Origin of the sequence: Pseudomonas sp. MWU12-2029, from assembly GCF_023242425.1 — a bacterium.
GTDB classification, from domain to species: domain Bacteria; phylum Pseudomonadota; class Gammaproteobacteria; order Pseudomonadales; family Pseudomonadaceae; genus Aquipseudomonas; species Aquipseudomonas kribbensis.
Map to the genome: position 1 here is coordinate 213965 of NZ_JALJDY010000005.1, position 25934 is coordinate 239898.

Genomic DNA, 25934 nt, shown 5'->3' on the forward strand with positions numbered 1-25934 from the left:
ATTCTGGTTTCTTTTGCTCGTGAATGGAACTTTTTTATTTTTCATGGTCGTTGTGTCTTCGCCACGTTTCCCGACGTTATCAGTCTGGATCGGGCACAATGCCCGGAAACTTCACACCGACGCTCTGGACTAACCTCCATGAGAGCGTTGGGCTATAACCTTTGACACACTTTTATTTGTAGTAAGGAGCATCAGCACATGCAACTCGGGATTATTGGACTGGGCCGCATGGGCGGCAATATTGCACGGCGTCTGATGCTCAACGGTCACACCACCGTTGTTTACGACCGCAATACCGCCTTTGTCGACACCCTGGCCGCCGAGGGCTCTACCGGCGTTGCCGATCTGCCTGCGCTGGTTGCAGGCCTGGCCAAGCCGCGTGCCGTGTGGGTCATGCTGCCGGCCGGCGCGCCGACCGAAGACACCATCGAAACCCTGAGCACGCTGCTCGAGGCGGGCGACACCATCATCGATGGCGGCAACACCAACTATAAGGACGACATCCGCCGGGCCAAGACCCTGGCCGAGAAGGGCCTGCACTACATCGACGTCGGCACCTCCGGCGGCGTCTGGGGTCTTGAGCGCGGCTACTGCATGATGATCGGCGGCGATGCCGAGACCGTTAAGCGTCTGGACCCGCTGTTCGCCGCACTGGCGCCGGGCATGGGCGACATCCCGCGCACCAAGGACCGCAAGTCCGACGATCACCGTGCCGAGCACGGCTACATCCACGCCGGTCCCGCCGGTGCCGGTCACTTCGTGAAGATGATTCACAACGGTATCGAGTACGGCATGATGGCGGCCTTCGCCGAAGGCTTCGACATCCTCAAGACCAAGTCCAGCGAGCTTCTGCCGGAAGATCAGCGTTTCGACCTGAACGTGGCCGACATCGCTGAAGTCTGGCGTCGTGGCAGCGTGGTGTCGTCGTGGCTGCTCGACCTGACCGCCGATGCCCTGGCGGTCGACCCGAAACTCGACGGTTTCTCCGGTTCCGTGGCCGACAGCGGCGAAGGTCAATGGACCATCGAAGCGGCAATGGAACAAAAGGTGCCGGTACCGGTGCTGTCCAACTCGCTGTTCTCGCGCTACCGCTCCCGCGGTCAGGGCACGTTCGGTGACAAGATCCTCTCGGCCCAGCGCTTCGGCTTCGGCGGCCACGTAGAGACGCCTAAGAAATGACCCATACGATCCGCAGAAAATCCAAGGCAGAACCCGCACCACCGACCACGCTGTTTTTGTTCGGTGCCCACGGCGACCTGGTCAAGCGCTTGCTGATGCCGGCGCTGTACAACCTCAGTCGCGACGGCTTGCTTGACGAAAATCTGCGGATCGTCGGCGTTGACCACAACGCCATCACCGATGAAGCCTTCGCGCAAAAGCTCGAAGACTTCATCCGCACCGAAGTGGCGGCGAAGGTCGGCAAGGGCGATCAGATGCTTGATCCGGCCTTGTGGGCCAAGCTCGCCAAAGGTATCAGCTACGTCCAGGGCGACTTCCTGGACGACAGCACTTATTCCGCGCTGGCGGCGAAAATCGCCGACAGCGGCACCGGCAATGCGGTGTTCTACCTGGCCACCGCGCCGCGTTTCTTCAGCGAAGTGGTGCGTCGCCTCGGCGCCGCGAAACTGCTGGAAGAAACCCCGGAAGCCTTCAGAAGGGTAGTGATCGAAAAACCGTTCGGCTCCGACCTGCAAACCGCCGAGGCGCTGAACGCCTGCCTGCTCAAAGTCATGTCGGAAAAGCAGATCTACCGGATCGATCACTATCTGGGCAAGGAAACCGTACAGAACATTCTGGTCAGCCGGTTCTCCAACAGCCTGTTCGAAGCGTTCTGGAACAATCACTACATCGACCACGTGCAGATCACCGCCGCCGAAACCGTCGGCGTCGAAACCCGTGGCAGTTTCTACGAACACACCGGCGCCCTGCGGGACATGGTGCCCAATCACCTGTTCCAACTGCTGGCCATGGTGGCGATGGAGCCGCCGGCCGCGTTCGGCGCCGATGCGGTGCGGGGCGAGAAGGCCAAGGTGGTCGGCGCGATCCGTCCATGGACCACCGAAGAGGCGCGGGCCAACTCGGTGCGCGGCCAATACAGTGCCGGCGAAATCGACGGCAAGCCGTTGGCCGGCTATCGCGAAGAAGCCAACGTGTCGCCCGACAGCACCACCGAAACCTACGTGGCGCTCAAGGTGATGATCGACAACTGGCGCTGGGTCGGCGTGCCGTTCTACCTGCGTACCGGCAAGCGCATGAGCGTGCGCGATACCGAGATCGTTATCTGCTTCAAACCGGCGCCTTATGCGCAGTTCCGCGACACCGAGGTCGACGAGTTGCAGCCGACCTACCTGCGCATCCAGATCCAGCCCAACGAAGGCATGTGGTTCGACCTGCTGGCCAAGCGACCGGGGCCGGCGCTGAACATGGCCAACATCGAGCTGGGTTTCGCCTACAAGGATTTCTTCGAAATGCAGCCGTCCACCGGCTATGAAACCCTGATCTACGACTGCCTGACCGGTGACCAGACGCTGTTCCAGCGCGCTGACAACATCGAGAACGGCTGGCGTGCGGTGCAGCCGTTCCTCGATGCCTGGCAACAGGACGCGAGCGTTCAGCCTTATGCCGCTGGCGAAGACGGGCCTCAGGCTGCCGATGATCTGCTGACTCGCGATGGTCGCGTCTGGCATGGTCTCGGATGAGTGAGCCTATCCGTTTTCTGCTGAGCGACATGGACGGCACGCTGTTGCTGCCCGATCACAGCCTCAGTCAGCGCACCATAGATGCGGTTCGCTCGTTGCGCGAAGCCGGCGTATTGTTCAGCCTTGCCACCGGGCGTCCGCCCAAAGCCATGCTGCAACAGATCGAAGCCCTGGGCGTCGATTTGCCGACCGCTGCGTTCAACGGCGGCACAATCGTCAATCCGGACGGCAGCATTCTGGTCGCTCACTACCTGCCAGCCACAGCGGCACTGACGGCACTGGCGTTGTTTGCCGATCAGCCGGAGGTCGAGATCTGGGTGTTCAGTGGCGGCGACTGGCTGCTCAAGGATCCTGATGGCCCAATGGTGCCCAAGGAGCAGCATGGGCTCGGTTATCCGCCGGTGGTGGTGGACAGTTTCGAGCCTTATCTGGAACGCATCGACAAGATCGTCGCGACCAGCAACAACACCGACCTGTTGATCGAGCTGGAGGCGCGTTTGCTGCCGAAGGTCGAGGGCATGGCGCAGGTCTCGCGTTCGCAGCCGGTGTATCTGGACGTGACGGCACTCGAAGCCAACAAGGGCGAGGCTCTGGCAACGATTGCTGCCCATCTCGGCGTGCCGCTGGCGCAGACCGCAGCGATTGGCGACGGCGGCAACGACCCGGCGATGTTTCATGTCGCCGGCCTTTCGATCGCCATGGGCCAGGCAGAAGACGCCGTGAAGCGTAAGGCAGACGTGGTGACCGGGACGAACACCGAGGACGGTGTGGCGCAGGCCATCGACAAGTACATATTGCCGCGTTGATCGATGCATAAAAAAACGGGAGCCCCAGGGCTCCCGTTGTTGTATCTACAGCCAGTAACTCACGGCATACCAGCCCAGCAATCCCATCACCACGGTGTAAGGCAACGCCATCCACACCATCCGCCCGTAAGACAGCCGCACCAGCGGTGCAATCGCCGACGTCAGCAGAAACAGGAACGCGGCCTGACCATTGGGCGTCGCCACGCTCGGCAGGTTGGTGCCGGTGTTGATCGCGATGGCCAGGGTCTCGAAATGTTCGCGGCTCATGTGGCCGGACAGGAATGCCTGTTTCACTTCGGTGATGTAGATCGTCGCCACGAACACGTTGTCGCTGATCGCCGACAGCAGGCCGTTGGCGATGAACAGCATTCCCGGTTGCTGCTCGGCGGGCAATGCCAGCACCCACTGGATCAACGGCGCGAACAGTTGCTGATCATGGATCACCGCCACTACGGCAAAAAACACCACCAGCAGCGCAGTGAACGGCATGGCGTCCTTGAAGGCGCTGCCCAGACGATGCTCGTCGGTGATGCCGGTAAATGCGGTGATCAGGACAATGACCATCAGACCGATCAGACCCACTTCGGCGACATGGAACGCCAGGCCGGCAATCAGGATCAATGCGGCGACGCCTTGCACCAACAGCGCGGCGCGCTGGCGAGGCGTGCGTTCGGCATCGTCTTCGCTGGCGTAATCGGCGAGAACGGCGCGAACGTTGTCCGGCAGCAAGGTGCCGTAGCCGAACCAGCGCAGTTTCTCCAGCAGCATGCAGGTCAACAGACCGGCCACCAGCACCGGCAGGGACACCGGTGCGACCTTGAGGAAGAATTCGGCGAAGTGCCAACCCATTTCATGGCCGATCAGCAGGTTCTGCGGCTCGCCAACCAGTGTGCAGACACCGCCCAGCGCGGTCCCGACAGCGCCATGCATCAGCAGGCTGCGCAGGAAAGCACGGAACTGTTCCAGATCTTCGTGATGCAGCTTCGGCAAATGCTGATCGTCGCTGAATTCGCTGTCCTGACGCGGATCGTTGCCGGAGGCGACACGGTGATAGACCGAATAGAAGCCGACGGCAGCGCTGATGATCACGGCAGTCACGGTCAGCGCGTCGAGAAAGGCCGAAAGGAACGCCGACAGAAAGCAGAACATCAACGCGAGCAGCATCTTCGAACGCACGCCGAGCAGCAGCCGCGAGAACAGGAACAGCAGCAGATCCTTCATGAAGTAGATGCCGGCGACCATGAACATCAGCAGCAGGATTACCGGAAAGTTGTGCTGTAACTCTTCATAAAGCGCCTGGGGCGTAGTCATCTTCAACAGCAGTGCTTCGATCAGCAGCAAGCCGCCGGGCATCAGCGGGTAGCACTTCAGCGCCATGGCCAGGGTGAAAATGAACTCGATCACCAACAGCCAGCCCGCAGCGACAGGACCTGCCGACCACAGCACCACGGCGTTGAGAATCAGGAACCCGACGATGCACGCCTTGTACCAGCGGGGCGAATGCCCGAGAAAATTGTGCGCGAACGCCTGGGCCATCGAACCGGACATCGGTTGCTCCTTGCTTTAAGAAGCGCGCAAGGTGCCGTAAGCGTTGAGCAAGATCAAGTGCGGGAAGTTTCTGTTCATGGGTTCAGATAGCGCGCCACCACGGCGCGGTAGTTGCCATCCAGCGAATAGCCGCCGACCAGGATCCCGCCTTCCGGTTGCACCGCCAGCGATGTAGCGGTATCGAGACTGCGGCCCAGTCGCGTACGCAACCAGCCGTGGCCGGCGCCGAAGCTGTGATCGAGGCGACCGTCGGCCAGATAACGCGCAACGATGAAATCGGCCTCGACCCCGCCAATCGTCGCGCCTGCCGCGATAAGCCGGCCGTCCGGCATGCGCTGTGCGGCGCTCCACTGGCAGCCGCTGGGGCCGATGTCCAGCAGGGTGGGTTGACCGTTGTTGCAGTGCAGGTCGGGGCGACCATTGCTGTGGATGGACAGCGCCATGCAGCGGATCGGGTCGCGGCTGCTGCCAAAGCAATGCAGGTGATTCGCGGATTCGATGACCTGGTTGACCAGCGCGCTGTGTCCTTGAGCCTTGAAGGCGAGGAAACCGTCCAGCGCAAAGCGTTCGTCGAGCTGCCCGTCCGGCAGGTAGCGTGCGAGCAGGCCTTCCTGGGGGAAGTCGATGGCGCCGGCCACCACGATTCGTCCGTCCTCTTGCAGCAACAAGCTCCCCAGCCAGGTATTGAGCAGCAAGTGCCGGACCATGACAAACCCTCGGCCATTGAAGGTTGCGTCAAGATTGCCGTCTGGCGTGACGCGGATCAGCATGCCGACATGGTCGGCCAAAGAGCAGTGGTGGTTGGCAATCAACAGAATATGCCCGTCATCCTGGACTGCAAAATCGCAGGCTTCTGCCCCCGGGACACCGGGTGGCAGCCATGTGTCGCGGGTGCCCATGGACAGATCGCCGGGCAAACGCACTATTTTCCGGCCGTTGTCGCCGAATTCCGCGGCCGGCCGACCCTCTGCATCGAACAGGGCGAGGGCGGGCAAGGTGCGATGTTCGGACTCGTAATGCAGGCCTGCGAGCAGGATTCGCCCGTCAGGCAAGACCTGGACCTTGCTGCCCGTGGCTTCGAAACCAGAGGCGAACTGGCCGATCACGCTGCCCTGAAAACCGAAGCCAAGATCCGCAGAACCATCATCCAGCAGACGGGCCAGGCCGAAACGGCTGCCTTGAGGCGTGCCGACCTTGGCGGCGATCAGGATACGACCTTGCGGATCAAGGGCGACATGCTGGGTCAGGCTGGACGTGCTGCCGGAGAAATAAACCTGAGCCACGCCGTTATTGGCAAATCTCTTGTCGAGTTGTCCGGCGTTATTCGCTAGCGCCGGGAGCGCAATAGCGGACTGGATTGACATACCTGCTCCTCCTTGCAAGTTGACCAATAGCCGGGAGCCGGGTCGGTAACTGCATGGCGAAACATTCAATCCCTGTAGTCGCACAAGTACAACTGACAGAACTAACAGGTGGAGCGTCGTTGTGTGCCAGAACAGTGACTTTTTGAACCAGTCGCAAGCCTGCCAAGTATTCAGGCGCGAAAGTGTGGAGGAAAGTTGTACAAAGTGGCTGAAGTTAAAAAGGATTCAGCAACTTGAAAGAAGAGGGCGGATGACTGGAAAGTCATCCGCATTGCCCTCGGATCAGTGTGGCATCGACCAGGACTGCAGTGCATAACCTTCGTCGCTCAGTTCAGCGCGAGCCTGTTGCAACAGGCATTCGAGCTGGGCCGGATCGGAATAGGCGCTGCTTGGAATGCGGGTGCGACCAATCTGCGAGTTGGTGCGGTCGATGACGGTCAGGCTCAGTTCGCCATTGCCGTCTTGTGGGGCCCAGGCCACGCATTGGAAAGGTTTAAATGCGTGGTTGGCAATCAAAAGAGCTTCGTTGATACGGAGCGGGGCGGTCATGGGGTCTTCTCTCTGTATTGCCCAATCAAGTGATGTGCCGTCGGTTGGGCTTACCGTGCGGCGAGTTACTTGTACTGATGCACGCAACCCGCCGGCAGGTCACACAGGATTTGAAGAAATTTCGACTTTCTTTCATACAATCTCTGTTACGGCGTTTTTTGAAAGCTGGGTGAAAGAATCGAGTCGATAGCCAACTAACAAAACAGGTTCTTATAACTGCTTCACTTGTACACCTATAAGCAATCGATACAAGGCGCCGTCAAATTCTTGCTAATGTTACAGCCAGGTCTGCCAAATGACTGTTTTTACAATCATTTCCTATAATTTGGCGCCAAGGAACAGTCATGAGCGAAGCGCCTGCGTTACGACGTTTATTGGTAGTCGACCCTTGTGACGACTGTCACCGATTGTTGCCCGGTTTACGCGCCGTAGGCTGGGATGTTGATAGTTGTAGCCTGGAAAATGCCGCCGACCGCAGTTGCGATGTCGGCCTGCTTCGTTTGCAGCCTTTTCACCTGGAACGCCCGGAAGCCGTCAAAGAGTTGATCAGCCGCAGCGGTACCGAGTGGATTGCCGTGCTGAATCAGGAAGTGCTGCGCCTGCAGAACGTTGGCGACTTTGTTTGTGAATGGTTTTTCGACTTTCATACCTTGCCGTTCGACGTATCGCGGGTCCAGGTCACCCTCGGCCGGGCGTTCGGCATGGCGCGCCTGCGCGGCCAAGGCAATGTCCATGTGGATCAGCCGGAACACGAGCTGCTCGGCGACAGCAAACCGATCCGCGAATTGCGCAAGCTGCTCAGCAAACTGGCTCCCACCGAGTCACCTGTACTGATTCGCGGCGAAAGCGGGACCGGTAAAGAACTGGTCGCCCGCACCCTGCATCGACAATCACAGCGCCACAGCAAACCGTTTGTGGCCATCAACTGCGGGGCGATTCCCGAACACCTGATCCAGTCCGAACTGTTTGGCCATGAAAAAGGCGCGTTCACCGGCGCCCATCAACGCAAGGTCGGACGCATCGAGGCGGCCAATGGCGGCACATTGTTTCTTGATGAAATCGGCGATCTGCCGCTGGAGCTGCAAGCCAATCTGCTGCGCTTTCTCCAGGAAAAGCACATAGAACGAGTAGGCGGCAGCCAGCCGATCCCGGTGGATGTCCGGGTGCTGGCAGCCACTCACGTCGATCTTGAAGCGGCGATCGAGAAAAAGCGCTTTCGTGAGGACTTGTACTACCGGCTCAATGTGCTGCAAGTCGTGACCGCGCCTTTGCGAGAGCGGCATGGCGATCTGTCGATGCTGGCCAACCACTTTTCCCATTTCTACAGCCACGAAACCGGCCGTCGGCCGCGCAGCTTCAGTGAAGACGCGCTGATCGCCATGGGCAAGCACGACTGGCCGGGCAATGTTCGTGAACTGGCCAACCGTGTACGCCGGGGGCTGGTGCTGGCTGAGGGTAGGCAGATCGAGGCTCGCGACCTGGGACTGATCAGTCAGCAGTCGCTGGCCACTCCGATGGGCACCCTCGAAGACTACAAGACCCGGGCCGAACGCCAGGCGTTGTGCGATGTGCTCAACCGGCACAGCGACAACCTCAGTGTGGCCGCCAAAGTGCTGGGGGTTTCACGGCCGACGTTCTACCGCTTGCTGCACAAACACCAGATCCGCTAGGGCGCGGTGCTTCTTCGGGGAAGAAGCTGAAAAGGCCCGCTGCGATACAAGTCGCAGCGGGCCTTTTTATGATGTTGCGTTCATGGTGGGGCGGGTTAGAAGTAGTACGGGAATTTCAGGCTGAAGGAAAAGTCCGGGGCATCGTCGGTCATGCCGATGGACAGGTTGGGTACGATGGTCAGGTTGTCGGTGGCCGCAATGGTCATGCCGACGTTGAAGTAACCGGCGTTGGCGTCACTGGACACCACCGATTCCCAGTCCCCGCCATCCTGCTTCAGCTTGCTCTTGCGTTGTACAAGGTCAGAAACCGAGAACGACATACTCATTTTTTCATTGAGTGCGAAGGCTATGCCTGCGCCGATCTGGAAGCTGTCGCCGATGCGGACCTTGCCCGGGGTTTTCTGGTTGACCGTGGAACTGATGTCGTCAAACGACTCCTCCAGGTTGTGGGTGTAGGACAAACTGCCGAACAGCACGGCCGGGTCAAACGTTTTGACCAGCGAGATACCGGGGGTGATCGACCAGACGCCGTTACCGGTCGGCAGGGTGTCAGGCACGAACAGGTTGGTGTTGGCGTCGGTCTGGCGCAGTTTGATGCCGAACGGGTCCTTGCCGGTTGGCGCCTTGACTCGCAGGGTGACCACCGCGTCCGGGGTGTTCACCGACTCGTCGAGGAACTTGTAGGCGATACCGAAGTTGACGTCGCCAAGGGTCGGATCCCGCGAGACATCCTGTTCCGTGGTGACGTTGGCTGCGCCCTGATTGCCGCCGCCCGACTGATAAGTCGAATCGCGATACACCACAGGCACGTTCACATCGAACTGCCAGCGGTTATCGAAGTTGTAGCGGCCCGTCAGGTCGAGGGTCCAGGTGTCGGCCTTGATCCGGTCGAGGTTGATGTTGCCCAGAAAGATCGAGTCCAGTGCCAGGAAGCCGTTGAGAATCAGCTGGCGAGTGTCATAACGCGAATAGGTTATGCCGGTTTCCAGGCTGAACTTGCCGCCGCCGAAGAAGCCGCTGGCCTCGTCGTACAGGTTGGACACACTCTGTGCAGGTTGTGAATCGTCGGCCAGCGACTGGCCATAGGATGCGCCACTGCCCCCGGCGGCGCCCCCCGACGCTGCTGCGGCCCCGGTACCGGTGGCCACTTTGGGATTGCCTTTCATGTCGGCTGGCGACTTGGCCAGACGTTTTGGTGGTGGAGAAGCCGGTTGGTCTTCGACCTGGCGGACTCGTTGCTCGAGCACCGCCAGGGCTTTCTGTTGCACTTCGTATCGTTGCTTAAGCTCCAGAAGTTCCTGTTTCAAGGTCTCCACATCCGCATCGGGTGCTGCTTGCAGCATCGCCGCGGGTAGAAGAGTACTCAAACATACAGCGGCACGCAGTGATACTGATCGATACATGAATAAGCCGTCCCTTTAAGCCCAATGGATCGAGACTCAGCGTAGTTCAATATCCGATATTGCGTAGTGCTCTGAGTTGACTCAAATTGCAGTCCAGTGCGCCGGCGCTCATGCCGTTATTGTTAAGGACAACATTGAGTTGCGTCAGGTTGTTGACGACGTTTGCATTTCCGAGCAAGCGGGTGTTTTGCAGCAGACCTCCTTGAGCCACTTGTTGCAGGGCCGTGCCCTGATTGCCTGCGGCCTGAATGGCCATTTGCACGCCACCGCCAGTGGCCGAAACCGCGACACTGCCAGCGGCATTACTGCCGGAAATCGTTTGTCCGGCCATCAGGGCCTGCCCTTGGGCCGGTACCAGCGCGGGGGCCTGGTTGGCTTCGGAAACATTGATGGCCACGTTGTTGTAGGCCGTGTTGCCGTCGCCGGCGGCGCGTACGCTTTGCGTCACGCCCTGGGAACTGTTGAGTCCTGCGCCACCAATGACCGAGCCGGTACCCGTTTGCGGGGTGCTGCCGTTGCCGGTTTCCTTGATGGTCGAGACATAGAATTCGGGTTTTACGGTTGCTGCCTGCAATTGCATCGAGGTCGCAGCCCCGATCAGATCACCGCTGGCGTTGCGCCAGGTACTGCTCATGACGATGCCGAAGCTGATGATCCGCCCCGGCATGACGTAACGACCGCGAAGCTGTGACAGCTCCGAATCCTGGATTTCTATGGGTTTGAATCCTGCATTGGCATAGCCTGACGCACTCGCTGCCAGGCAGGCGGCGGCCAGCCAGTATGAGGTTTTCATCTGCTGCTCCCGGGACATCCAGCCCCACTCTTTATAATCGGCGATTAAAAGAAGTCGCTCTGTATGAACCCGAAGTCCATCAATTCAGCATCTTTGACGGGGTTGAAGTTATCCAGCTTGTTCTTGGCGGTCAGCGGTGCCGGAGGACTGCGTAATGCATTGGTCTTGTCGTATCCGGGGCCGACGATGGCAAAGACAATGCCGTTCCAACCTTTGACAAAGTCATCATGGGCGTAGCGTTTGTGTCCTAAAACCGGGTCTCCGATGTAGACCCAATCCTTGTCTGCCCGCTGCAGCACCACGAAATGCTTGTAGCCGCGAATTTCCATCAGTACCACCACCGGGATAGTGACCGCGTCGAGTTTTTCCGGCGGAATCTTGTAGCCCCTGGCGCGCATGCCGATGCTTTCTATGTAGCGCTTCATGTCCAGCATGGAAAAACCCTGAGTACGGACAAGGTCCTGGTCGGAGTTGACCAGCATGCCTTTGATGATGTGCTCCTCATCGACGTCGAGCCAATAAGCCTGGCGCAGTACCGTCGCCAGTGCGGCGGCGCCGCAGCTGAAATCGGTTTTTTGTTCGACGATGTCGGAAAACTTGCGCTCACGAATGCTTTGCACGTTCTTGTAGACGAGTGTGCCGCCCGGCAGGGCAGCCACGGGCATCTGGGCAGCCTGGGCGAGGCCGGACAGGCAAAGCAGAGCGAGGAGGGTAGTCTTACGCATGATCGATACGCCTATGCGGACTGAGGAAAAGCCCCGTTTCCGGGGCTTTCGTTTCGATCGCGATTACATGCAGGCTTTGCAACCTGCAGCGATGGACAGCGAGTTGCTTTGTTGGTTGCCAACGCCGGCAGCGTTGTTGAAGCCACCGTTGCCGGACCAGTTGTTGCCCACGTTGGTCATGTTGGCGTTGTTGGTGACAGGGTTTTTCCAGCCGTCTGGGGTCATCACTTGTTGAGTGGTCACACCAGCCAGACCGAAGACACCCACGGCAACGAAATCAGATTTCTGATCTTTGCCGCCGTTACCACCGTGGCCACGGTCGTTGTCGCCGTAGCCGCCACCATAACCACCATGACCATGATCATCGTCTTTGGTGGTTGCAGTGCCTGCGGCCACGAATGCGCCGCCTGCGGTGAATGTGCCAGTAAGGGTATCTTTTTTGTAGGTCTGAGTGCCGTTGTTGCCGACTTGCAGACCGGTGGTGCTTTGGTTGGCGGCGGCAGCGGCTTGCGCTACACGACCACCGGATACAGCGATTGCCAGGTTGTTTTTCTGTTGGTTGAAGTTGCCGGCGGCGTTGTTCACGCCGATGTTACCCGAGCCGCTGTTGCCGACGTTGTTCAGGCTGGCATTGGCAGTGCTGGAGTAGTTGGCAACGGTGTTGTTGGTGTTGACCTGGGTTGCGCTGGAGGCGGATACGGCGGAGCCGAAGATGAAGCTTTCGTCGGCGGTTGCCAGTGCAGCGGCGTTGTCTTGCTGGTTGCCGTCACCGGCAACGTTGTTTGCGCCGATGTTGCCGTTGGCGCCGTTGAGGGAGCCGCTGACGTTGGCGTTATTTTGAGTGCCCTGGTTCAACACGGTGTTGCCGTTGTTGTTTTGCACATCAAGCACTGCAGCACCGGCACCAGCGCCGATTTGCAGCAGTTCTTCAAGGGTTGGGCCTTTTGGGCCGTGATCGTGACCATGACCGTGATTGTCATCACGACCGCCTGCCTGTGCTGCGATTGCCATCACTGCTGCGAGTGCGAAAACCAGTGGTTTGAGAGCCATTGTAGGTTTCATGGTGTTTCTCCGTCGTGCTTATTAGTTGGTTAAGTGTTGGTACTTTCTAATTGCACTGCTTGTTTGGGTCAGTCAGCGACCCGGATGCTCAGGGTGTTAGCCATTCGGTTCCCCACCCCGGCACTCTGGTTCACCTGGATTACCCCGCGACTGCCGGTGAAGGCCTGATCACTTGTCGTGACTTGGCGACTGCCGGGGGTACCAGTTGCTCCTGAGCTCGGTAACAACGCCACGTTCTGTTGGGAAAGGGCGCTATCGTCAACGCTCTGCGGTGCAGCACTGATGCTGATGCGCATGGCGTTGGCCATCTGGTTGTTGGCCCCGGAACCCTGGTTCACGCCCAGTGCGCCGTTGCCGTTACTGAATGAGGTGCCGCCGATGGTCGAGCTCGCGTTGATCGAGCGGTCGGCGGGGGTGTCGAGTTTCTGGTGAATGGTGGTGGTGGCGCTGGCCGACGTGCCGATGGCAATCGACTTGACGTTGGTCTGTTGTTGCTGGTCGCCGGCGGCCTGGTTGACGTTGAAGTTGCCGTTGTACTGAACGCCGGAGTTCTGAATGTTGGCGCTGTCCACGGCGCTCGGATCGGCCATGACGCTGGTGCAGCCAAGCAGAGCAAGCAGGAGCAGGGAACGATTCATCTTATTGGCCTCCGGCCATGCGGGTCAGCGGAGCCAGACCGGTGCTGAGGGAGCGGTTGATGGTGTTGGAAATCGTGCCGCCACCGCCGCCGCCGTGACCGGCACTCATGCCGGGCAGGCCGTTTGGATTGGTCAGGACGTTCATGCCGGGCAGGCTGGAATCAACCCCGATGTTGCCGCGAATGGATGAGCCACTGGCTACACTGGCAAAGTCACCGTCATTGAGTTCGGTGCTGGTCATCGCCTGATTGATGCGACCGGAAGGGTTGGCATTGACGGTGGTGGGATAGGGGTCTTTGCCGAAAGCGCTGCGTCCGATCGGAATGGGCTGGACGTCGCGGTTGAGTACGATCACGCCATTGCCTTCGGCCTGAACGTTGAAACTGAGGAATGTGCTGGCTGCTGATCCGATCAGCAGAAGGCAAGTGAAGGCTTTGTTGATGTTTCCCACGGCGGCAATTCCTTCTTCAGTGGGCTGGCCCAAGTCAGCGTTGTGAAGGAGAGAGCGAAAGCTGTGCCGGTTTTTAAATGTTCTTGGATTTCAACGGGTTGGCTCGAAGGTGTGCAGGGCTGATACAAAAGCTGTTTCAACATTGAAACAACGCGTCATCGGCACAAGTGCCCATACCTGTTGCAAAGCTCTGGAACAAGGGTTTGCGAGCAAGTGTTTCACAGGCGTAACAAGTCGGGTGACAAAGCGATGAAGGCCGTTGAGACGGGCACTTTGCACCGGGGGGAGTGTTTCAGGAACGGACACTTCTGCCCCGGGACGGGGACATTGACCCGAAACCCGGGTCAGCCTTCCAGCAAGGTTCGTACGGCGTCGAAGGCTTGAGTCTGCCGTGCGGCCCAGTCGCCCTGAATGATCCTGACGGGCTGGTGATGTTGCTCCAGCCAGGCCTTGGTGGCGTCGTAGAACCCCACTCGTTCACTCAACTGCGGCTGGCAGCGCTGACCATCGTCCGTCCAGTCGATCTGTTCCGGAGACAGCAACAGGTGCAGGTCGTAATGACGCGCCAGCAGTTCCGGTTCCAGCCAGGCCGGGCAGTCGCCGAACAACGTCTGGCTCCAGAGAATATTGCTCAACAAATGAGTGTCGAGAATCAGCAACGACGGCTGCTGCGCTCGTGCTTCGTCTTCCCACTGCAATTGGCCGCGAGCAATCTCGGGAATGTCTGCGAGGCAGGTGTCCCGGGGATTCTGCTCGATGAACCAGCGCACGTACTCGTCCACCCGCAAACCGCCGAACTGTTGCTGCAGCCCGGCCGCCAGCCAGCTCTTGCCGGTGGATTCCGGACCGGTCAGAACAACGACTTTCATGCGCGCAACGCCGGATCGGCGCGCCATTCCCGCCAGCCCAACACCGCGATCAGGGTGAACAGGGCGTACAGCGCAGCGGTGAGGTAAAGGCCCTTGTAAAGAAACAGGCCGACGAAGATCACATCCAGCACGAACCACAGCGCCCAGCATTGCAGGCGCTTGTGCGCCATCCAGAACTGCGCGACCAGGCTGAAAGCAGTCAGCGCCGCGTCGAGCCAGGGCTGCGCGGCATCGGTCCAGTGCGCCATGGCGGCGCCCAGCACCAGGCTGCCAACGGAGCCGATGGCCAATCCTTGCAGAATCGAACGGGAGTCGAGCCGGCTGACCTCACGGCCGTCATGCATCGTCCCGGCCCGGGTCCATTGCCACCAGCCGTAGACTTGCAGCGCGGCGTAAACCACCTGCAGCAACATGTCCGAATACAGCTTCACCTCGAAGAAGATCCAGCTGTAGAGCAGCACCATGACCAGCCCGATCGGCCAGCACCACGGGTTCTGTTTGACCGTCAGCCAGACGGCAATCACACCGAGGGCGGCGGCAAACAGTTCGAGCCCGGACATGCAAGATCCTTGGAGGGAGTAAAAGAGGGAGCGGATTGTACCCAAAAACCGGTGGGAGTGAGCTCCCACCGGTGACCGGGATCAGACGCGGAACTGGCGCAGCAATCCGTTCAGTTGCTCGCTCAACTGTCCGAGCCGCACGCTGGCGGCACTCGACTGCTCGGCAGCCAGTGCGGTGCTGTGGGACAGGCCGGCAGCCTGGGTGACGTTCTGGTTGATGTCCTCGACCACGTGCGCCTGTTGCAGGGTCGCACTGGCGATGGAAGCGTTCAGGCCATTGAGGTTGCGCAGTGCCTGGCCGATGGCATTGAGGCTGGCGCCGGCCAGTCCGGCCTGCTCGATGGTCAGTTGCGACGCCTTGCTGCTGTCGCCGATCACCTTAACGGCGGCTTCGGAATGATTTTGCAGGCGCTCGATCATCGACTGGATTTCCGCCGTGGATTTCTGCGTGCGTTGCGCCAGCAGGCGGACTTCATCGGCCACCACGGCAAAACCCCGGCCCTGTTCGCCGGCCCTGGCGGCTTCGATGGCGGCGTTGAGTGCCAGCAGGTTGGTCTGCTCGGCGATCGAACGGATCACTTCCAGAACGCTGCCGATCTGCGTGCTTTCGGTTGCCAGCGTACGAATCACTTCGACGGCCTGATCGATGGTGCCGGACAACTTGTCGATCTGTTGCAGGCTGCCGTCGATGTTGATCTGGCCCTGTTGCGCCTGGGCTTCGGCATCGCGCATTTCGCTGGCGGCATGCTCGGCGTTCTTCGCCACATCCTGCACGCCGTAGGTGACTTCGTTGATGGCCGTCGCCACCAGCTCCATCTGCTGTGACTGTTGCTGGCTGCGTTGTTGGGCCTGGCTCGCGTCATTGCCCAGCTCAGTGGAGGACTGGCCCAGCGCGCTGGCCGACACCTGCAAATCGCCGATCACCCGGCGCAGCTTGGCGGTAAAGGCATTGAAGTGATGGGCCAGTTGCGTGACTTCATCCTGGCCGTGGGTGTCGAGGCTGCGGGTCAGGTCGCTTTCGCCGCTGGCGATGTTGGCCATGGCGTTCACGGTTTCCTGCAAGGGGCGGACGATGCTGCGGGCAATCAGAATCACCAGCACGCCCATGATCAGCGCGATCACCAGGCCTACGACAGAAGCCTTGATCACCTGGCCCTGAAACTCGGCCTGCACATCGTCGACATACACACCGGAACCCAGCACCCAGCCCCACGGCTCGAACAGTTTCACGTAGGAGGTCTTGGCCACCGGCTCGCTGGCACCGGGTTTCGGCCAACGGTAATCGACCATGCCGGCGCCCTTGGCTTTGGCAATGGCAACCATCTCGTTGAACACCGCAAAGCCGTCCGGGTCGCGGATCGCCGAGAGGTTCTGGCCTTCGAGCTTGGGATTGGTCGGATGCATGACCATCACGGGTGTGAGGTCGTTGATCCAGAAGTAATCGTTCTGGTCATAACGCAGGCCGCGAATCGCGGTCAGCGCCTGTTTCTGGGCGGCGTCGCGGGTCAGGGTTCCGGCCGCTTCCAGGCCCTGGTAGTAGGTCAGCAAACCGCTGGCGGTCTGCACCACATGCTGGGTTTTCTGGGCCTTGGCGTGATACAGGTCATCGTGGATCTGCTTGAGCATCAACAGGCCCAGGGTCAGCAGCATGACCACCGCCACAATCAAGATGAGCCACAAGCGTCGGCTGATCGACACACTGCGCAAGCTGTTCATAACGCTGTCACTCCGATTTCTTTTTCTTGTAATAAATCACCGCCAGCATCCAACCACGTTTCAGTGGCCGGGCATACGCGACCCAAGTCGTAGAGCGCGGCAGCGCGATTACGGCTTGTCTGTTAGGATTTCGGCCCCGTGGGGGAAAACCTGAACCCAAGTTGCCATTTCACGGAATTTTGACCGTTTCGTGTGGATCCTTGGCCCGCGGAATCGGTACAGCAACACAGCTACGCTGATCGCAGTGAACGTAAAAAAATACTATCGGGGCATGCCTGAGCGCATCGCTCTTTGGGGGATTGATGGACCTTTGGACCGCCTTGCAGGCACTGATTCTCGGAGTTGTAGAAGGGCTGACGGAGTTTTTGCCCATATCCAGTACCGGACACCAGATCATCGTCGCCGACCTGCTGAATTTCGGCGGCGAACGCGCCATGGCGTTCAACATCATCATCCAGCTCGGCGCGATTCTCGCGGTGGTCTGGGAGTTTCGCCGCAAGATTCTCGACGTGGTCATCGGCTTGCCGACCCAGCCGAGTGCACGACGCTTTACCGCCAACCTGCTGATCGCCTTCCTGCCCGCCGTGGTGCTGGGCGTGATCTTTGCCGATCTGATTCACAAATACCTGTTCAACCCGATCACTGTGGCGACGGCTTTGGTCGTGGGCGGCTTCATCATGTTGTGGGCCGAGCGCCGGCAGCATGAAGTGCACGCCGAAACCGTGGACGAAATCACCTGGAAAGATGCGTTGAAGGTCGGCTTCGCCCAATGTCTGGCGATGATCCCGGGCACCTCGCGCTCCGGCTCGACCATCATCGGCGGCCTGTTGTTCGGTCTGTCGCGCAAGACCGCCACCGAGTTCTCGTTCTTCCTGGCGATGCCGACCATGGTCGGTGCGGCGGTGTATTCGGGCTACAAGTACCGTGCGCTGTTCGTGCCGGCGGACTTCCCGGTGTTTGCCATCGGTTTTGTCACTGCATTCGTTTTCGCCATGATCGCCGTGCGCGGTTTGCTGAAGTTCATCGCCAGCCACAGCTACGCGGCATTCGCCTGGTACCGGATCGTGTTCGGCCTGTTGATTCTGGCGACCTGGCAGTTCGGCTGGGTGGACTGGGCGGCGGCCAAGGCATGAGTGATTCCCGCGCACGCCGCCCGGATCGCGGCCCGTCCGGTGGCAGCATCCAGCATCTGAAGTTGAAGCTGATTGTGTTGCTGGTCGTCTGCGCGTTGCCGCTGTTCGGTTCGCTGTCGATGTGGCTGCGCGGGATCTCACTGGTACCGCTGACGGCCTATGGGATTGTCAGCGTGCTGGCGTTCTTCCTGTACTGGGCCGACAAGCGCAAGGCTCGCGCCGAGGCCTGGCGAACTCCGGAAAACGTCCTGCACGCCGTGGAACTGGCGGGCGGCTGGCCGGGTGCATTGATCGCCCAGCAAGTCTTCCGGCACAAGACGCGCAAGGTGTCGTTTCAGATTCTGTTCTGGGTGATCGTCGCGCTGCACCAGGTGTTCTGGATCGATCAGCTGTTCCTCGGTTCGCACCTGTTGGCGCTGGGGTAGGGCTACAGCAGCAACCCCGCCTGGGTTTTCTTCGGTAGTTTGCTCACCACCAACTGGTGGGAGCGTTGCAGCAACCCTCGTAGTTCTTCGGCGCCCAAGGGGTAGGGCGGGTGCATGATGATCCACTGCGCCCGCGCCAGATAGGGTGCCGGGTGAATGCCCGGCCGGTCGCAATGACCGAGAAACAGATCCTTGTCGACCTTGAACGCCAGCGACTCACCGCGCAGCCCCTGCAAGGCGAACATCTTGTTGCCGGCAATCGAAAACACCCGCACACCGCCCCATTTATAGTCTTCCCGGGCTCCGGGCAATGCCAGGCAAAAATCCGCGACATCCTTCTCGCTCATCTTTCCTTGTTTCATAACAGCCGCTCTCCACAGGCATTGAACGATTCCACCAGATGATCGATCCACGCGCGCACCGCCGGCATCACCCCGCGTCGGTGCGGATACACCGCTTGCAGCCAACCGCCGGGCAACGACCAGTCCGGCAGCAGTTGCACCAGCGTGCCGTTGTTCAGCTCCGCCTCGCAATACATCATCGGCAACAGGGTGAAACCCTGGCCGGCCAGCACGCAAGCCTTGCGCACGATGAAATCATCGATGCCCAGTCGGGCCTCCAGCGCCAGATCGCAACTTTTGCCGTGCTGATCGAGCAGGCGCACATGCACCATGCGATCGGCTTCCAGCGCGCCGAGCACCGGCAGGGTTTTCAAGTCCTGCGGATGATTGATTTCCACGCCCTGTATAAAGGAAGGGCTCGCAACCACCACCATTTGCGCCTGACGCAAACGGCGGGTCACCAGCATCGGTTCTTCGTCGCCGTGTTCGCGCACCCGCAGGGCGACGTCGATGCCTTCAGTGATCAGGTCGACCCGGCGATTGATCAGGGTGACTTCCAGTTGCACCTGCGGGTATTTGCCGAGGAAGTTGCTGATCACCACTGGCAGCATTTCATGGGCCAGCCCGGTGGGGCTCGACACCCGCAAGCGTCCACGGGGCTCGCTGGACATGCTGGCCACCGTCTCGTCGGCCATTTCCGCTTCCAGCAGCATCGCCTGGCAGTGGCGCAAATAGCGTTCGCCGACTGCGGTCAGCTTCAATTGGCGGGTGGTGCGTTGCAGCAGGCGCGCCCCCAGGCGTTCTTCCAATTCGGCGATTCGCCGTGACAGGCGCGACTTGGGAATGCCCAGCAAGCGGCCGGCAGCGGCGAATCCGCCGGCCTCGACCACTTTGGCGAAATAGTAGAGATCGTTGAGGTCTTGCATGGGGAATTCCGACTGTTCTATCAGTGGGACAAACTATCGCATTGTTGCCGTCTAATCAGCTATTGGTTTCGTAGGTAGGATTGTCTCCATTCCGTCGCCACCGGCGATTCTTTCCAGGAGATTCCACTATGAAACTGCTGCACATCGATTCGAGCATTCTGGGCGACAACTCTGCTTCCCGTCAGCTGAGCACTGAAGTCGTCAAAGCCTGGCAAGCCGCCGAGCCAAGCGCTGTCGTGACCTACCGCGACCTGGCTGCCGACGCCATCAGCCACTTCTCGTCCACCACTCTGGTTGCCGCCGGCACCACCGCTGAACTGCGCAACGCCGCACAACAGCACGAAGCCGAGCTGAGCGCCAACACCCTGGCCGAATTCATCGCTGCTGACGCCATTGTCGTTGCCGCGCCGATGTACAACTTCACCGTGCCAACCCAGCTCAAGGCCTGGATCGACCGCATCGCCGTCGCCGGCCAGACTTTCCGCTACACCGAAGCCGGCCCTGAAGGCCTGTGCGGTGGCAAGAAAGTGATCATCGTCTCCACCTCGGGCGGCATCCACGCCGGTCAGGCTTCGGGCGTTGCTCACGAAGACTACCTGAAACTGGTCTTCGGCTTCCTCGGCATCACCGACATTGAAATCGTCCGCGCCGAAGGTCTGGCCTACGGTGAAGAAGTTCGCAACAACGCCATGAGCGCTGCCCACGCCCGCATCAGCGAGCAACTGTTCGCCGCTGCGTAAGGCTTTCGTAAAGAACAGCTCTCGTTCAGGCAACACCCAAAAAACTCTGTATTCTGGTTCTGCAAGGGCCAGATACGGAGTTTTTTGTGTCCGACTGTTACATAATCTGGCCCGGGTTATGCAGTCTTACGATCAACGTCTGAGTGCAACGCCGCGCCGGATCACCGAACCACGGAGTTTCGGGCGTCGAACACAACGGATCTTTCGATTGAGTAACAACAGGGTGGGGCATCCCATGATGCGTCTTTGTGCAACGTTACTGATTTGCCTGCTCGGCAGCCTGAATTCAGTGCACGCAGCCCCCGGCCAGCACCCACGCTGGAGCGTCGGTTATCACGAGATGACGTTCCTCGATCCGCTCGACCTGCAACCGATGCGTGCCATCGCGTTCTATCCCTCCAGCGACCGCGAGCACATGAGCCTGCTCGAGGGCTACTCGGTCGAAGCCGGCGAAGACACCAAAATCGCCCTCGGCCGCTTTCCGATGCTGATGCTGTCCCACGGCAATACCGGCACGCCGCTGGCCCTGCACGACCTCGCCACATCGCTGGCCCGCAAGGGCTTTGTGGTGGTTGCGGTGATTCATCCCGGCGACAACTCCAGGGACCACAGCCGCCTCGGCACCTTGAGCAACCTCTATGGGCGCCCGATCCAGATTTCCGAAGCCATTACCGCCACTCTTGGCGACCGTATGCTCGCGCCATTTGTGAACGCCGATCAGGTCGGCGTGATCGGTTATTCGGCGGGCGGTGAGACCGCGTTGATTCTTTCAGGTGCGCAGCCTGACCTGGATCGCCTGCGCCGTTACTGCCAGGAACGTCCGGACGACCGCGACGCCTGCAACACCCAGGGCGAACTGATCGTTGATCGCGACGACCTGCAACCGGTGGCCGACCCGAGAGTCCACGCCTTGCTGCTGATGGCGCCGCTGAGCCTGAAGTTCGGCCGGCACACCCTGGCCGACGTGCATGTGCCGGTGCTGCTGTACAGCGGCGACGGCGACAAACTGGTGGCCTTCGACAAGAACGCCGCCGCCCTGGCGCGCAAACTGCCGACCGCGCCGGACTTCAAGTTGCTGGCCGGGGCCGGGCACTTCGTGTTCATGGCACCGTGCAATGAAGAGCAGATCCGTGCGATGCCGGCGCTGTGCACCGATGCTGACGGGGTGGATCGCGAAGACATTCACCGCAACCTGATTTCCGAAGCCGGGCGGTTCTTCTCCCATGCGCTGGGCAAGCCTTCCCGGGCAGGGATGCAGACGGCGGATCAGTAAGCGTCAGGCCATCGCCCGACGCTTGAGCCACAAGGTCAGCGCCAGTCCGGTCACGGACAACAACGCTGCGCCGAGGAAAATCCACGAATACCCCAGATTCAACGCCACCGCGCCCATCAAGGGGCCGGCGACCGCCAGTGCCAGATCGAAAAACACTGCGTAAGCACTCAACCCGGCACCACGGCTGGAGTTGGGCACCTGCTTGATGGCTTCAACCCCCAGCGCCGGGTACACCAGCGACAGTCCGAACCCTGCCAGTCCCGCACCGATCAGTGCGTATCCGGTCGAGGGGGCGAGCCACAGCAACAACAGCCCGACGGTTTCGATGCTCATGCAGGCGATGGCCGAAGCGAAGCCACCGAATCGGGCGATGGCGGAAATGAACAGCAGCCGCGACAGGATGAAGCACACGCCGAACACCGTCAGGCAGTAGGCCGCGCCGGTCCAGCCGCGATTGAGGTAATAAAGGGTGATGAAGGTGGTCAGGGTGCCGTAACCGATCGAGGCCAGGCTCAAACTGGCACCGAACGGCGCAATCCGCCCGAACACCGCCCAGAACGGCAACCGCTCGCCGCGCACCACCGGCACGGAAGGTTTGTTGCGGATCAGCAGCAGAGCGCCGGCGGCCAATACCGACAGCGCAATTCCGAGACTGGTAAAACCGTAATCGGCCACCATCAGCACGCCTAGTGGTGCGCCGATAGCGATTGCGCCATAAGAGGCGATGCCGTTCCAGCCGATGGACCGTGCGGTGTGCTCGGCGCCGACCTGGCCCATGCACCAGCTGATGGTGCCGACGCCGATCAAACCTTGCGCGATTCCGAGCAGCAACCGCCCGGCGATCAGAATGATCAGACTTGGCAGCGGGAAGTCCTGAAGCACAGTCGATATGAATGTCAGCACACCGCTGAGGACGATTCCCAGCAAGCCGTAAACGATGGCGCGTTTGGTCCCGACGGTATCCGACATACGCCCGGCCATAGGGCGGCTGAGCAGAGTGGCCAGGTATTGCGAGCCGATCACCAGACCCGCAACGACGGCACTGAAACCCAGTTGTTCATGCACGTAACCGGGCAGCACCGCAATCGGCAGGCCGATGCAGAGGAAGGCGATAAAGGTGTAGAAAACGATGGAGACGATCTGCAGGGTGATCGCCATGGAGCTTTGCGGTGGCAGTTGCTGCGCAGACATGAGGGCTCGTTCGCGGGCGGCGGTGGGAGAGCCCGCATCATGGCTTGGCGCTGGAATAAAAGAAAGCAGGCTAACTATCTTTCCTGGGCGCAATAAAAAGCCCCGCCTTGGGGCGGGGCTTTCGACTCGAGGCCGCTATCAGAACACGACGCCCTGGCTGCGCAGGTAATCGTCATAAGTGCCGCTGAAGTCGGTCACGCCGTTCGGGCTCAGCTCGATGATGCGCGTGGCCAGGGACGATACGAACTCACGGTCGTGGCTGACGAAAATCAGCGTGCCCGGGTAGTTTTCCAGCGCCAGGTTCAGCGCCTCGATCGATTCCATGTCCAGGTGGTTGGTCGGTTCGTCCATCACCAGTACGTTCGGCTTTTGCAGGATCAGCTTGCCGAACAGCATGCGACCTTGCTCACCACCGGAAATCACCTTCACCGACTTGAGGATCTCGTCGTTGGAGAACAGCATGCGGCCCAGGGTGCCACGAATCACTTGCTCGCCTTGAGTCCACTGACCCATCCAGTCGAACAGGCTGACGTCGTCTTCGAAGTCGTGGGCGTGGTCCTGAGCGTAGTAGCCCAGCTCCGCGCTTTCGGTCCACTTCACGGTGCCGGCGTCCGGGGTCAGTTCGCCCATCAGGGTGCGCAGCAGGGTGGTCTTGCCGATACCGTTCGGGCCGATGATCGCCACGCGTTCGCCGGCTTCAACGGTGAAGCTGAAGTTCTTGAACAGGGTCTTGCCGTCGAAGCCCTTGGACATCTGCTCGATGGTCACGGCCTGGCGGTGCAGTTTCTTGGTCTGTTCGAAACGGATGAACGGGCTCACGCGGCTCGATGGCTTGACCTCGGCCAGCTGGATCTTGTCGATCTGCTTGGCACGGGAAGTGGCCTGCTTGGCTTTCGAGGCGTTGGCCGAGAAGCGGCTGACGAACGTCTGCAGTTCGGCAATCTGGGCTTTCTTCTTGGCGTTGTCCGACAGCAGTTGCTCGCGGGACTGGGTCGCCGCGGTCATGTACTCGTCGTAGTTGCCCGGGAACAGACGCAGCTCGCCGTAGTCCAGGTCGGCCATGTGCGTGCAGACGCTGTTCAGGAAGTGACGGTCGTGGGAAATGATGATCATGGTGCTGTTACGCACGGTGAGGATCGATTCCAGCCAGCGAATGGTGTTGATGTCCAGGTGGTTGGTCGGTTCGTCGAGCAACAGCACTTCCGGATCGGAGAACAGTGCCTGAGCCAGCAGAACGCGCAGCTTCCAGCCCGGCGCCACTTCGGACATCGGACCGAAATGCTGTTCCAGCGGAATCCCCAGACCCAGCAGCAGTTCACCGGCGCGGGATTCGGCGGTGTAGCCGTCCATCTCGGCGAACTCGGTTTCCAGCTCGGCCACGGCCATGCCGTCTTCTTCGCTCATTTCCGGCAGGGAATAGATGCGATCGCGCTCGGCCTTGACTTTCCACAGCTCCTCGTGACCCATGATCACGGTATCGATCACAGTGAATTCTTCGTAGGCGAACTGATCCTGACGCAGTTTACCGAGGCGAACGTTCGGCTCGAGCATCACCTGGCCGGCGGACGGCTCGAGGTCGCCACCGAGGATTTTCATGAACGTCGACTTGCCGCAACCGTTGGCGCCGATCAGGCCATAACGGTTGCCGTTGTTGAATTTCACCGAAACGTTTTCGAACAGCGGCTTTGCGCCGAACTGCATCGTGATATTAGCTGTAGAAATCAAAGGTTTATCCTGCGAATCATTCTGAGTAGCGAGGGTGCGGCCGGAGCGCTTGGCCCGAGTCGAAGTGCGCTGAGGCGGGAAATCCCGTCATCAACCAAGGGGGGGCGCGTAAAGTTTGGCGGCGATTGTACTGGTCTGGCTCTTCCAGCGATAGGGCGGTGATCCCCGGAATGCCAATTGGCGCAATCGCGGGACAGTTTTTCACAGATGAAGGTTCACTATTGGTTACAAACTGTGGCTAAAATGCCATCCATTCACCCAGGCCCTTGCCCGGCATGGGCTCAAGGATGTGCCACCGAGACGCTGTTTTGTATCCAGACCACTGCTACAGACCTATGGCCACAGCCAGAAAGGCGCGCAGTTTGTTCACTTTTGACGTGTGACGATTTCCGTGAAACTCATCATTGCTGCTATTTATGTCATTTCCATTGCATACGTTCACCTGCGTGGTCGTGTGCGTCACAAACTGGGCCGTCAGTTGAGCGATCACTCGACGTTTCTCGCACCGATCAACTGCTTCCTTTATCTGTTTTCGAAAAAACCGAACAAACCCTACCTCGACCCTAAGGACTTTCCCGATCTGAGCCCGTTGCAGGCCCATTGGGAAGAAATCCGCGAGGAAGGTCAGAATCTTCTGAGTGCCGGTGCGATCAAGCGCTCGGACCAGTACGACGACGTCGGTTTCAACTCGTTCTTCAAGACCGGCTGGAAGCGCTTTTACCTGAAGTGGTATGGCGACAGCCATCCATCGGCGCTGCAACTGTGCCCGCGCACCACTGAACTGGTGCAGAGCATCGGTTCGATCAAGGCGGCGATGTTCGCCGAACTGCCACCGGGCTCGAAACTGGTGCGTCACCGTGACCCGTACGCCGGTTCCTACCGTTATCACCTGGGTCTGGAAACGCCGAACGACGCCGGTTGCTACATCAACGTCGATGGCGAGAACTATCACTGGCGCGACGGCGAAGCGGTGATGTTCGACGAGACCTACATTCACTACGCCGAAAACACCACCGACAAGAACCGCATCATCCTGTTCTGCGACGTCGAGCGCCCGATGAAGTATCGCTGGGCAGCCGCGTTCAACGGCTGGTTCAGCCGTACCGTGATGTCGGCCGCCGGTGCGCCGAACGATGCGGGCGACCGCACCGGCGGTATCAACCGCCTGTTTACCAAAATCTACAAGATCCGCCTGCGCGGCAAAGAGCTGAAAAAGCGCAATCGCGCGCGCTATTACCTGGAAAAGTGGGCGATCTTCGGTGGTCTGCTGGCGATCTTCATTCTGATCTGATAACTGATCTGATAAATCGGGCGACTGTTGAAAGAC

Annotated in this window: 25 protein-coding genes; 9 read left to right on the forward strand and 16 right to left on the reverse strand. The window is 59.9% G+C overall.

The genetic code is table 11. The features are described 5' to 3' along the window. Positions 1 to 198 precede the first annotated feature (198 nt). Genes gnd through M5B44_RS14340 form a run of 3 tightly spaced genes read left to right on the forward strand, consistent with a single transcriptional unit; the run spans position 199 to position 3505 of the window. Complete coding sequence (gnd, locus tag M5B44_RS14330) at positions 199 to 1179, forward strand: phosphogluconate dehydrogenase (NAD(+)-dependent, decarboxylating) (RefSeq protein WP_221614707.1); 981 nt, start codon at positions 199 to 201, stop codon at positions 1177 to 1179. Beyond that, entirely contained in the window at positions 1176 to 2699 is a 1524-nt protein-coding gene (gene zwf, locus M5B44_RS14335) for a glucose-6-phosphate dehydrogenase (protein WP_085731090.1), read from the forward strand. The genes gnd and zwf overlap by 4 nt, the downstream gene beginning before the upstream one ends. After that, a complete protein-coding gene (locus M5B44_RS14340; protein ID WP_248739592.1) occupies positions 2696 to 3505 on the forward strand; it encodes an HAD family hydrolase in 810 nt (269 codons plus the stop codon). The genes zwf and M5B44_RS14340 overlap by 4 nt, the downstream gene beginning before the upstream one ends. A 45-nt stretch (positions 3506 to 3550) precedes the next feature. Here M5B44_RS14340 and nhaB read toward each other — a convergent pair whose 3' ends face one another. The 3 genes from nhaB to M5B44_RS14355 form a co-directional block, all read right to left on the reverse strand. Beyond that, positions 3551 to 5053 carry a sodium/proton antiporter NhaB gene (nhaB, locus tag M5B44_RS14345; RefSeq protein ID WP_248739593.1) on the reverse strand — a complete coding sequence of 501 codons (1503 nt, stop codon included), beginning with the start codon at positions 5051 to 5053 and terminating at the stop codon, positions 3551 to 3553. A 74-nt stretch (positions 5054 to 5127) separates the two neighbouring features. Continuing rightward, positions 5128 to 6417 carry a hypothetical protein gene (locus tag M5B44_RS14350; RefSeq protein WP_248739594.1) on the reverse strand — a complete coding sequence of 430 codons (1290 nt, stop codon included), beginning with the start codon at positions 6415 to 6417 and terminating at the stop codon, positions 5128 to 5130. Positions 6418 to 6699: 282 nt separating this feature from the next. Beyond that, positions 6700 to 6966: a hypothetical protein gene (locus M5B44_RS14355; protein ID WP_085708167.1), complete on the reverse strand. Its 267-nt coding sequence runs from the start codon at positions 6964 to 6966 to the stop codon at positions 6700 to 6702. A gap of 344 nt (positions 6967 to 7310) precedes the next feature. Between M5B44_RS14355 and M5B44_RS14360 the strand changes: the two genes are divergently transcribed. Next, a complete protein-coding gene (locus tag M5B44_RS14360) occupies positions 7311 to 8636 on the forward strand; it encodes a sigma-54 dependent transcriptional regulator (RefSeq protein WP_114882782.1) in 1326 nt (441 codons plus the stop codon). Between the two features lie 95 nt (positions 8637 to 8731). Here the strand turns inward: M5B44_RS14360 and M5B44_RS14365 are convergent, their stop codons facing one another. The 9 genes from M5B44_RS14365 to M5B44_RS14405 all read right to left on the reverse strand — a co-directional run bounded on the left by M5B44_RS14365 (position 8732) and on the right by M5B44_RS14405 (position 16853). After that, positions 8732 to 10039 carry a transporter gene (locus M5B44_RS14365; protein ID WP_085708165.1) on the reverse strand — a complete coding sequence of 436 codons (1308 nt, stop codon included), beginning with the start codon at positions 10037 to 10039 and terminating at the stop codon, positions 8732 to 8734. A gap of 46 nt (positions 10040 to 10085) precedes the next feature. Next, the gene (locus M5B44_RS14370) at positions 10086 to 10832 is read right to left on the reverse strand and encodes a hypothetical protein (protein ID WP_134826737.1); all 747 of its coding nucleotides are present in this window, start codon (positions 10830 to 10832) and stop codon (positions 10086 to 10088) included. Between the two features lie 44 nt (positions 10833 to 10876). Continuing rightward, complete coding sequence (locus M5B44_RS14375) at positions 10877 to 11557, reverse strand: C39 family peptidase (RefSeq protein WP_085708163.1); 681 nt, start codon at positions 11555 to 11557, stop codon at positions 10877 to 10879. 63 nt (positions 11558 to 11620) lie between these two features. Then, positions 11621 to 12619: a heme utilization protein gene (locus tag M5B44_RS14380; RefSeq protein WP_134826738.1), complete on the reverse strand. Its 999-nt coding sequence runs from the start codon at positions 12617 to 12619 to the stop codon at positions 11621 to 11623. Between the two features lie 68 nt (positions 12620 to 12687). Continuing rightward, positions 12688 to 13257 carry an adhesin gene (locus tag M5B44_RS14385; protein WP_085708161.1) on the reverse strand — a complete coding sequence of 190 codons (570 nt, stop codon included), beginning with the start codon at positions 13255 to 13257 and terminating at the stop codon, positions 12688 to 12690. A gap of 1 nt (position 13258) precedes the next feature. Further along, positions 13259 to 13708: a hypothetical protein gene (locus M5B44_RS14390; RefSeq protein ID WP_085708160.1), complete on the reverse strand. Its 450-nt coding sequence runs from the start codon at positions 13706 to 13708 to the stop codon at positions 13259 to 13261. A 344-nt stretch (positions 13709 to 14052) separates the two neighbouring features. Beyond that, a complete protein-coding gene (locus M5B44_RS14395) occupies positions 14053 to 14577 on the reverse strand; it encodes an AAA family ATPase (protein ID WP_248739595.1) in 525 nt (174 codons plus the stop codon). After that, positions 14574 to 15137 carry a nicotinamide riboside transporter PnuC gene (gene pnuC, locus M5B44_RS14400; protein WP_248739596.1) on the reverse strand — a complete coding sequence of 188 codons (564 nt, stop codon included), beginning with the start codon at positions 15135 to 15137 and terminating at the stop codon, positions 14574 to 14576. Before pnuC ends, M5B44_RS14395 begins: the two co-directional genes overlap by 4 nt. 81 nt (positions 15138 to 15218) lie before the next feature. After that, on the reverse strand, positions 15219 to 16853 hold the full coding sequence (locus tag M5B44_RS14405) for a methyl-accepting chemotaxis protein (RefSeq protein ID WP_134826740.1): 1635 nt from the start codon (positions 16851 to 16853) through the stop codon (positions 15219 to 15221). 302 nt (positions 16854 to 17155) lie between these two features. Here M5B44_RS14405 and M5B44_RS14410 point away from each other — a divergent pair, with 302 nt between their 5' ends. After that, positions 17156 to 17986: an undecaprenyl-diphosphate phosphatase gene (locus M5B44_RS14410; protein ID WP_114882802.1), complete on the forward strand. Its 831-nt coding sequence runs from the start codon at positions 17156 to 17158 to the stop codon at positions 17984 to 17986. Then, a complete protein-coding gene (locus tag M5B44_RS14415; RefSeq protein ID WP_248739597.1) occupies positions 17983 to 18411 on the forward strand; it encodes a DUF1294 domain-containing protein in 429 nt (142 codons plus the stop codon). The genes M5B44_RS14410 and M5B44_RS14415 overlap by 4 nt, the downstream gene beginning before the upstream one ends. 2 nt (positions 18412 to 18413) lie before the next feature. Here M5B44_RS14415 and M5B44_RS14420 read toward each other — a convergent pair whose 3' ends face one another. Together M5B44_RS14420 and M5B44_RS14425 are read right to left on the reverse strand one after the other, a co-directional pair. Continuing rightward, complete coding sequence (locus tag M5B44_RS14420) at positions 18414 to 18773, reverse strand: MmcQ/YjbR family DNA-binding protein (protein ID WP_248739598.1); 360 nt, start codon at positions 18771 to 18773, stop codon at positions 18414 to 18416. Continuing rightward, positions 18770 to 19678, reverse strand: coding sequence for a LysR substrate-binding domain-containing protein (locus tag M5B44_RS14425; protein WP_119426161.1), 909 nt, complete (start codon positions 19676 to 19678; stop codon positions 18770 to 18772). The genes M5B44_RS14420 and M5B44_RS14425 overlap by 4 nt, the downstream gene beginning before the upstream one ends. 128 nt (positions 19679 to 19806) lie before the next feature. Here M5B44_RS14425 and M5B44_RS14430 point away from each other — a divergent pair, with 128 nt between their 5' ends. Then, entirely contained in the window at positions 19807 to 20418 is a 612-nt protein-coding gene (locus M5B44_RS14430) for an FMN-dependent NADH-azoreductase (protein ID WP_085708152.1), read from the forward strand. Between the two features lie 235 nt (positions 20419 to 20653). Beyond that, positions 20654 to 21691 (forward strand): alpha/beta hydrolase family protein, encoded by a 1038-nt coding sequence (locus M5B44_RS14435; protein ID WP_114882809.1) that lies wholly within the window; start codon positions 20654 to 20656, stop codon positions 21689 to 21691. 3 nt (positions 21692 to 21694) lie between these two features. Here M5B44_RS14435 and M5B44_RS14440 read toward each other — a convergent pair whose 3' ends face one another. Both M5B44_RS14440 and M5B44_RS14445 read right to left on the reverse strand, forming a co-directional pair. Continuing rightward, complete coding sequence (locus M5B44_RS14440) at positions 21695 to 22882, reverse strand: MFS transporter (protein ID WP_248739599.1); 1188 nt, start codon at positions 22880 to 22882, stop codon at positions 21695 to 21697. Between the two features lie 138 nt (positions 22883 to 23020). Continuing rightward, the gene (locus M5B44_RS14445; protein WP_085708149.1) at positions 23021 to 24607 is read right to left on the reverse strand and encodes an ABC-F family ATPase; all 1587 of its coding nucleotides are present in this window, start codon (positions 24605 to 24607) and stop codon (positions 23021 to 23023) included. Positions 24608 to 24998: 391 nt separating this feature from the next. Here M5B44_RS14445 and lpxO point away from each other — a divergent pair, with 391 nt between their 5' ends. Then, positions 24999 to 25898, forward strand: a complete 900-nt coding sequence (gene lpxO, locus M5B44_RS14450; RefSeq protein WP_248739600.1) for a lipid A hydroxylase LpxO — start codon at positions 24999 to 25001, stop codon at positions 25896 to 25898. Positions 25899 to 25934: the final 36 nt, after the last annotated feature.